Origin of the sequence: Romboutsia sp. (genome assembly GCF_035470145.1) — a bacterium.
Classification (GTDB): Bacteria; Bacillota; Clostridia; order Peptostreptococcales; family Peptostreptococcaceae; genus Romboutsia_D.
This window is the reverse complement of record NZ_DATIRC010000065.1, coordinates 1-8085: the sequence shown is the minus strand read 5'-3', so window position 1 is coordinate 8085 and position 8085 is coordinate 1. Positions and strand designations below refer to the sequence as shown.

The 8085-nt window shown below is 27.2% G+C and carries 12 protein-coding genes; 8 read left to right on the top strand and 4 right to left on the bottom strand.

What is annotated here, in order from left to right; genetic code table 11:
- The 5 genes from VLM92_RS02300 to VLM92_RS02280 all read left to right on the top strand — a co-directional run.
- Nucleotides 1-823 (top strand): 4Fe-4S binding protein (locus VLM92_RS02300; protein ID WP_331681659.1); only part of this gene is annotated, 823 nt, incomplete at its 5' end.
- Between the two features lie 19 nt (nt 824-842).
- On the top strand, nt 843-1376 hold the full coding sequence (locus VLM92_RS02295) for an FMN-binding protein (RefSeq protein WP_325274736.1): 534 nt from the start codon (nt 843-845) through the stop codon (nt 1374-1376).
- Nucleotides 1377-1493: 117 nt separating this feature from the next.
- Nucleotides 1494-2186 (top strand): response regulator transcription factor, encoded by a 693-nt coding sequence (locus tag VLM92_RS02290; protein WP_325274735.1) that lies wholly within the window; start codon nt 1494-1496, stop codon nt 2184-2186.
- Between the two features lies 1 nt (nt 2187).
- A complete protein-coding gene (locus tag VLM92_RS02285; protein ID WP_325274734.1) occupies nt 2188-3675 on the top strand; it encodes a HAMP domain-containing sensor histidine kinase in 1488 nt (495 codons plus the stop codon).
- Nucleotides 3672-3956: a MarR family winged helix-turn-helix transcriptional regulator gene (locus tag VLM92_RS02280; RefSeq protein ID WP_325274733.1), complete on the top strand. Its 285-nt coding sequence runs from the start codon at nt 3672-3674 to the stop codon at nt 3954-3956. The genes VLM92_RS02285 and VLM92_RS02280 overlap by 4 nt, the downstream gene beginning before the upstream one ends.
- 74 nt (nt 3957-4030) lie before the next feature.
- Here VLM92_RS02280 and VLM92_RS02275 read toward each other — a convergent pair whose 3' ends face one another.
- Entirely contained in the window at nt 4031-4669 is a 639-nt protein-coding gene (locus VLM92_RS02275; RefSeq protein WP_325274732.1) for a nitroreductase family protein, read from the bottom strand.
- Nucleotides 4670-5102: 433 nt separating this feature from the next.
- Here VLM92_RS02275 and VLM92_RS02270 point away from each other — a divergent pair, with 433 nt between their 5' ends.
- The gene (locus VLM92_RS02270) at nt 5103-5471 is read left to right on the top strand and encodes a phage holin family protein (protein WP_325274731.1); all 369 of its coding nucleotides are present in this window, start codon (nt 5103-5105) and stop codon (nt 5469-5471) included.
- A gap of 123 nt (nt 5472-5594) precedes the next feature.
- Here VLM92_RS02270 and VLM92_RS02265 read toward each other — a convergent pair whose 3' ends face one another.
- Entirely contained in the window at nt 5595-6038 is a 444-nt protein-coding gene (locus tag VLM92_RS02265) for a M20/M25/M40 family metallo-hydrolase (RefSeq protein ID WP_325274738.1), read from the bottom strand.
- A gap of 124 nt (nt 6039-6162) precedes the next feature.
- On the opposite strand from VLM92_RS02265, the gene VLM92_RS02260 reads away from it, so the two are divergent.
- A complete protein-coding gene (locus tag VLM92_RS02260; protein WP_325274730.1) occupies nt 6163-6297 on the top strand; it encodes a hypothetical protein in 135 nt (44 codons plus the stop codon).
- Between the two features lie 54 nt (nt 6298-6351).
- Here the strand turns inward: VLM92_RS02260 and VLM92_RS02255 are convergent, their stop codons facing one another.
- Together VLM92_RS02255 and VLM92_RS02250 are read right to left on the bottom strand one after the other, a co-directional pair.
- Nucleotides 6352-6651: a (2Fe-2S)-binding protein gene (locus VLM92_RS02255; protein WP_325274729.1), complete on the bottom strand. Its 300-nt coding sequence runs from the start codon at nt 6649-6651 to the stop codon at nt 6352-6354.
- 274 nt (nt 6652-6925) lie between these two features.
- Nucleotides 6926-7438 carry a GNAT family N-acetyltransferase gene (locus VLM92_RS02250; RefSeq protein ID WP_325274728.1) on the bottom strand — a complete coding sequence of 171 codons (513 nt, stop codon included), beginning with the start codon at nt 7436-7438 and terminating at the stop codon, nt 6926-6928.
- A gap of 193 nt (nt 7439-7631) precedes the next feature.
- Between VLM92_RS02250 and VLM92_RS02245 the strand changes: the two genes are divergently transcribed.
- Complete coding sequence (locus tag VLM92_RS02245; protein WP_325274727.1) at nt 7632-7865, top strand: hypothetical protein; 234 nt, start codon at nt 7632-7634, stop codon at nt 7863-7865.
- Nucleotides 7866-8085 lie beyond the last annotated feature (220 nt).

Sequence of the window (8085 nt, the reverse complement as noted above, 5' to 3'; positions counted from 1 at the left end):
AATAATCATGCTTATAACAGTTATAATATCAGCTATGAATTATAGATTGATGGAATTAGGTAAATCTATACCATGGATTTCAGAATCCATATTTCACTATATATGCCCTACTTGTGGGGTAACAAGTATATATCAATTTTTAACATCAACTACATTATGGGTAGATAAAATTAAAAGTACCTTAGGGATAGTAATAGGGATATCAATAATACTAGCTATAGTATTTGGGCCAGTTCTATGTGGATTTATATGTCCTTTTGGAGCAATACAAGATTTAGTAGCAAAGATAGGTGAAAAGTTATTCAAAGGAAAGTATAACAAATTTATACCTAGCAACTTAGATAACAAATTAAAATATATAAGATATGTAATGCTAGTAGCAACTGTGATATTAACAGCATCTTCAGGGGTTATTTTAATAGAATCACTTAATCCATACCATGCATTTTTAGGTATATTTGATGCTAAGCCAATTAGCTTAATAGGAATGTTAATACTATGCTTAATAATATTAACTTCTTTATTTATACAAAGACCATGGTGCAAATATTTATGTCCATATGGAGCATTTTTAGGTATATTTAACAAGTTTAAGGTATTTAGAGTAGCTAGAGAAAAAACTAGTTGTGTAAATTGTAAAAGATGTGATAAACAATGTCCAATGGGAATTGAAGTACATTCTATGAATGTAGTAAGAGATATAAGATGTATATCATGTTTAGAATGTGTTGATAAAAAAGTATGCCCTAAAGCCAACACTATATCTTATACATCTAAAGATATAGAAGACGAAGAAGTATTAAATGAGATATTTAAGTTTTAAAATAAGGAGAGAATCTAAGATGAATAATAGTAGAAATAAAGTAATAGCAGGAGTAGTATGTGGAGTTATAATTGGATCGGTAGGAACTAGTTTTATAGGAAACTTTCAATCTACTCAACAAAATAATATTGCAAACTTCAAAGATAAACCTCAAGGAATTATACCAGATGAAACGATACGAGAAGAATTTGAAGGCAAAAGACTAGGAAAGCATCATGAAGGAGCAGGTTCACTACAAACTGACGAAAATATAGACATTGCTAGTGGCAATTATAGTGATGGAACTTACGAAGGAGAAGCTTCAGGATATGGACCTAATTTAAAAGTACAAGTAGCAGTATCAAGTGGGAAAATATCAGATATAGAAGTAGTTAGCCATAATGAGACACCAGGATTTTATGAAAGAGCCTTTGAGACTGTACCAAGTGAGATAATACAAAAACAAAGTACAGATGTAGATACTGTGTCAGGGGCTACTTATAGTAGTGTAGGTATAATAAATGCAGTAAATGATGCTCTTAAAGATGCTAGTACTATTACTAATACACAATAAAACCTGAATATTTAAGTGTTTATAAGATATGCTATTTCAAAGTGAGAAATAGTATATCTTTGCATATTATTATATTTAAATGATATAATTAATTTAAAATAATGCGGAGGTATATAATTGTCAAAATTAATATATATTGCAGATGATGAAACTAATATAAGAAACTTAGTTAAAACATTTCTTGAAAATGATGGATATAAAGTAGTAGCTTTTGAAAATGGAGATTTATTATTAGAAGAATTTAATAAAAAAGAATGTGATCTTGTAATATTAGATATTATGATGCCAGGATCAGATGGTTTTGAGATATGCACTATTATAAGGAAAAAAAGCACGGTGCCTATTATAATGTTAACAGCAAGAGATAGTGATATAGACTATATAACGGGAATAACATTAGGAAGTGATGATTATTTTACAAAGCCATTTAGTCCAATGGCTCTTGTAATGAGAGTAAAAGCAATGTTTAGAAGAATTGATTTTGAAAAAAATCAAAATAGTAAAAATAAAAATAGAGAGCTTGAATTTGGAAATATTACCATAAATACAAATAATAAAATAGTAAGTTGCAATAACAGTAACATAGATGTAACACCTAATGAGTATAATCTTTTAACTTACTTATTTGAAAACAAAGATAGAGCAGTATCTAGAGAAGAACTGCTAAATAAAGTTTGGGGATATAATAGTGAAATAGAAACTAGAGCAGCTGATGATACTGTAAAAAGACTTCGTAAAAAAATAGTAAACACTAATGTTTCAATAGAAACAGTATGGGGATTTGGGTTTAGATTGAAGGAGAACTCATAGAATGAGTAAAAATACTAAAAACAAGACTAGTATAAAAATAAGAATATTAAGAAGTATATTAATATTAATAGGAATAATATTTTTAGGAACAGGTTTATCTTTTAATTTATTAGTAAATAGCTATATAGAAAATAGTTCAAATGAACAATTAAAAAAGGCAACTGAATTAGTCGAAAACTTTGATAAAAGTTTAATTCCGATTAAAACTCGTGAAATGAAACCATCACCAAAAGAATATGAGCTACACGAATTTGATAAAGTAAAACAAAAAGATTTTCCTGACTTTATGAAAGGTGTTCATGAAAAAGTAGAAATGGCTATGATGGAGTCTGATGCAGAAGCTATCGTAATAAATAAAGACTATAAATTAGTATTTCCAACAAAAGAAGAAGATTTTTTAAAAAATATTAATGAATATGAATCAATATTAAATGAAATAAAATCTAAAAAAATAAGTTTAAATTCAAGAGAAACATTTAAAATATCAACTAAACATGGTAATTATTATACTTCAATTTTAAAGATAAAAAGTATGAAAAATGTTGAAGATAATTATTTAGTTTTATTTATAGATATATCAAATACGTTAAATTTAGCTAATCAAATAAATACACTACTTATGCTAGTTATGTTTTTAGCAGGAATACTTTCAATTTTTACAGCAGTAATATTATCAAATAAGATTGCAAAACCAATACAAGAGCTTTCTAAGTTTGCTAAAAATATTGGACAAGGCAATTTTAATAAGTTTGATTTTGATTTTGCAGATAAAGAATTAGATGAATTATCTCAAATAATGAACAAAAGTGCAGAATACCTAGATAAATATGATAAAGAGCAAAAGATATTTTTTCAAAATGCATCTCATGAACTAAGAACACCTTTAATGTCTATTAAAGGATATGCAGAAGCTATAAAATATAATGTAATAGACAAAGATAGTGCAAGTGCTGTTATTTTAGAAGAAAGTGATAGACTAAGCGAAATGGTTGAAGATTTATTATATATATCTAAAATTGATAATATAACAAAAGACTATACTTTAGTAGAATGCGATATTAGAGAGATATTATCTAATTGTACACTAAAGCAAAAAGCAAGGGCTATTAACAAAGGAATAGAATTTAAATATGATTTTTCTGATGAAGAAGTGTTATTGAATTGTGATGAGAAAAGTATATCTAGAGCTTTCTTAAATCTTATAGAAAATGCTCTTAGATATGCAAATAGCAAGATAATAATAGGATGTAAAAATTATAATAATAAGGTAGTAATATATATAGAAGATGATGGTGACGGAATTAAGGAAGAAGATTTAAACCATATATTTGATAGATTTTATAAAGGGGAAAAAGGAAAACATGGCATTGGATTATCAATAGTAAAATCTATTATTAATAAACATGATGGTAACATTTATGCAGAAAATAGTGATTTAGGAGCAAAATTTAAAATAGAATTTAAAAAAGTTCAAAAAAACTTACCATGAAAGAAATTTCTAAAAAGATAGGTAAAGATAAATCTACAGTTACATCTTTAGTAAATAAACTTATAAATTTAGGCTATGTTGAAAAAGAAAAGTGTTCAAATGATAAACGTGTTACTTATATAGGTTTAACTCAAAAAGCAAGAGATATAGAAGATAGTTATAATTTTATATCTTCTCAAGTTAAAGAAACTGCATATAGTAATTTTACAGAAGAAGAAAAAAAAGAGTTTCTTAGATTATTAAAAAAACTTAGTACTAACTTCAAAAATGCAAATAATTAAACCTTTATTTTTATATGTAAAAGGGTTGCCTCTAAAAATTATAAAAATCATTTAGAGACAACCTTTTTAAAATATTAATCTATAAATGTTACAACTTCTTCTAATGGTTTACGAGGTGGTTGAGGAGGAGTCTTATCCTTAGCCACACCTAATGAAATCATAGACATTAATTCATATCCTGGCTTTTCAAATCCTATAAGTTCTTCTATTTCTGTTTTAGCATGAGTAGGTCCTGTCATATAACAAGTTCCATAACCCATTTCAGTTGCAGCTAATAAGAAGTTTTCTACAGCAGCACCTATACCTTGAGCTGCTGATTGAGCTGACACTAAAACATCAAGTACTTCTTGAGGAGCATTGTTTTGCTTTAATATTTTATGTTCTATCATTTTATATTCACATGAATACACTAAAACCACGACTGGTGCATGTTTGAAACAAGTATAATATTTTATTACACTCATATGCTGTTTAAAATCTTTTTCGTCTTTTGCAAGTTGTCCTATATTCTCATGGCTTTTAGTTACTATATCAGCCATTTTATTTATTATATCTCTATTCTGAAGTACAACAAAATGCCAATTTTGTTGATGTTTTGGAGATGGTGCATGAGTTGCAGCCTTTAATAATTCAACTATATCTTCTTTTGGAATTAAAGTGTCTTTAAATTGTCTTACACTTTTACGATTGTATATAAAATCTAAATTTGCCATTATGTAACTTCTCCTTGTGTATAATTAGTTTGACGCAAAACTAATTATACAATTAAAATAGTTTATTGTCAAACTAATTTATTTATATACTTTTTTATACTTTAAAACACCAGATTTGATGAATATCTGTATAGTATTATTTAAAGTGATATTTAGCGATTATTGAATATTAAGCAAATAAAGAGTTAATAAAAGAATCTTAAAGGTGAAGCTTATATACTAAATTTTACCAGTGGTATAGAGAATATTATTTAATATAATGGTCAATATAACCGTAAGATGAAAATAATAAATATAGGAGACAAATTTATATATCTTCATTTATTATAAACATCTAAATATATAACTTTTACTGAGGATTTAGTTATATATTTGATATTTAATGATGACGAAATAATTAACTAATAATTATTTTATTAAAGGAGTAGGTCTTATGGGATATGATAATGATAAAAAAAGAGAAAACAATGGTAGTTTAGTAAGATGGATAGGAAGATTCATATTAGTCGCAATTATTTTATCAATAGCATCATTTGTAACTCCAGGGTTTACAATCTATGGAATGTGGTCATATTTAATAGCTGCTATTGTAATATCTGGATTAGATTATTTAGTAGAATTATTTATGAAAGTTGATGCATCTCCTTTTGGAAAGGGAATAAAAGGATTTATAATTGCAGCAGTAATAATATACCTAGCACAATTTTTAGTTCCTAATATGAGTGCATCTATCATAGGAGCAATATTGGCAGCTATAGTTATTGGACTCTTAGATGCAGTATTTCCTGCTAGAGCTATGTAATTTTAAACCTCAGGTATTAATCACCTGAGGTTTTTATGTATTATATTAAAAATTTTATTTATGATTTTTTAGCCATTCAATAGCTGAGTTAGCATATAGAGCTGCACCCTTATAAAATACATCTTAATTAAAAAGAACATTAGGATTATTATGAGGATAGATGTATCCTTCTTCAGAATTGCCATTTCCTAATATAAGATAACAAGTTGGAACAGCTTGAGAAATTATGCTTAAGTCATCTGATCCACTCATTGGGAATTCAATTAATTCACAAGGGTATCCTAATAATTCTTCGCTGTAATTCATAATTTTTTCTGTAAACTCAGGATTATTCAAAGGTCCTTTTCGTGTTATTACACTACCATTTGGAAATAATCCGGACATAATATGAAGGGATATAGCAGTATCAACATCTGGATTTTTCATCAATCCAGCATCTACCATAGCTTCACTCCTATTTATCCTTTTAGGTGAAGTACCTTCCTCATTTGGTTGGAACATCAGCTTTACACAACCATCTAATTCATCTTCATACTGTTTCAATAATTTAGCTGCCCCAAGTAGCATTGCTGCATGAACAAATTGTGGTGAACAGTACCACAAGTAAGGGAGGGGTTTTTATATAAAAAATATACCTCTCAGTGCTTATAATTAACCACTTACCCTTAATTCGTTTACAAGGAAAAATCTAATGAATATAATGGATATTGTGGAGAGTGAAAAGATAAAAATACGAATAGAAGTTGATGAAAAAATAGATGTTATAACTTTAAAGTATTGGTATTATGATTTAAATATAGCTTTAATGATTAGTTTGTTCAAATAAAAAAGCTTTAAAAATCAATTATTTGACTTCTAAGGCTTTTTTAGTTGAAATTAATTATCTCTTGTTTTCTATGATGTTTGATATAATTCCTTTACATCTTCCACATGCAGTACCTGAACCAGTAACTTCACTTACCTTTTCAACAGTGTCAGCTCCATCTTGAACAGCCTTTACAACTGTATCTACTGATACATTCTTACACTTACAAACGTTTTGTAATAGAGCCTCTACCTCTTTAAGTTCATCATCATTTTCTATGATTATATCAGACATTCCTTTAAGTTCTTCTACAGTTCTAGCACCTTGTGCCTGAGCCATTCTAACTTTTAAATATTTTTCCATTTCTAATTTCATATATATACTCTCCTAATATTTAAATTTACAATTAGATATTTAATTCAATAATCTTATTATGTTATTTAATTATATCTTTATACTATACATACCATAACTTAACATATTAAACTATAATTTTAAAAATTGAATATTTACATATAGAATAATTATTTTAAAAACATGTGCCATAACTTAAAATTATGACAATAAAAAAGCACCTAGTGTTTAAACTAAGTACCTTTAAATTTATTATTTCAGTTGTTTTAACAAGCAACTTTAGTAAATTAAGCTCTTATTCATTTAGACCATTGGCTAAATCAATAAGAGCTTGATTCTCAACTCTATAAACAGTCCATTCATCCATAGGTATTGCTCCCAGTTTTTTATAAAATTCTATAGAAGACTTGTTCCAGTCAAGACACCACCAATCTAACCTACCACAACCTCTATCTACAGCTATTTTTCCTAAAGCTGAAAGTAAGGCCTTTCCAATACCAAAACCTCTCATATTCGGTCTTACATATAAATCTTCTAAGTATAAGTTAGCTTTACCTAAGAATGTAGAAAAATTATGGAAGAATAATGCATATCCAACTGGCTCATTATTATATTCACCTATTATTACTTCGGCCTGATTTTTAACAAATAAAGATTCATATAATATTTCTTCTGTTGCAACTACCTCATTTGATAATTTTTCGTAATCTGCTAATTCTTTAATCAGTGCAAGGATCAATTTATTATCTTCTTTCGTTGCAAATCTGATTTTGAAGTTAGGAATATTAGTATTAATATAATTTTTCATAGGTCCTACTCCTTTTATTTTATTAAATTAATTATCGTAATATATTAATTGAAGTTTAATATTAAGCTTTAGTTAATAATTACATTTAATAATATATTAGAAAAATTCTATTAATATTCTTACTAAAAAGATATCGCAACTTTAAATGCCACAAATGTGCCGCTGCTTTACGGGGATTCATAATACTTAAAGCTTGCATAATCTTAATATAAAAAATCAATTAGAAGGAAAGGTTGCAAGTACTAAAAGCGATAACGAAAAGTTAGAAATTAATGAAACTAATATACCTAACTTTAACGAAATTAGAAGTAGAATAATTGAAATGAGTAAAGGGCATTTAGTGCAGCTTAAGGGAAGTTATAGGGAACTTTCTCATATGTATGGGATGAGTGAAAATCAAGTTAGAAATATAGTTGGTGAAAAGTGAAATACAACAAAATGCTACTAAAAAATAAAAAATAAGATGAAAAGTAACAAATTTAGAAGCCGATGAATATATTATAACAAGAAGGATATACAAGTCTTCTAAAATTTCATGTAAAGGAGAACACTCATGAACAAAAAGTGTATGTGCAGTAAAAGTAATACACAGTGCAATAAACCACAAAGCTGTAATTGTCAAAATGAATGCAGTATGAATGATATAT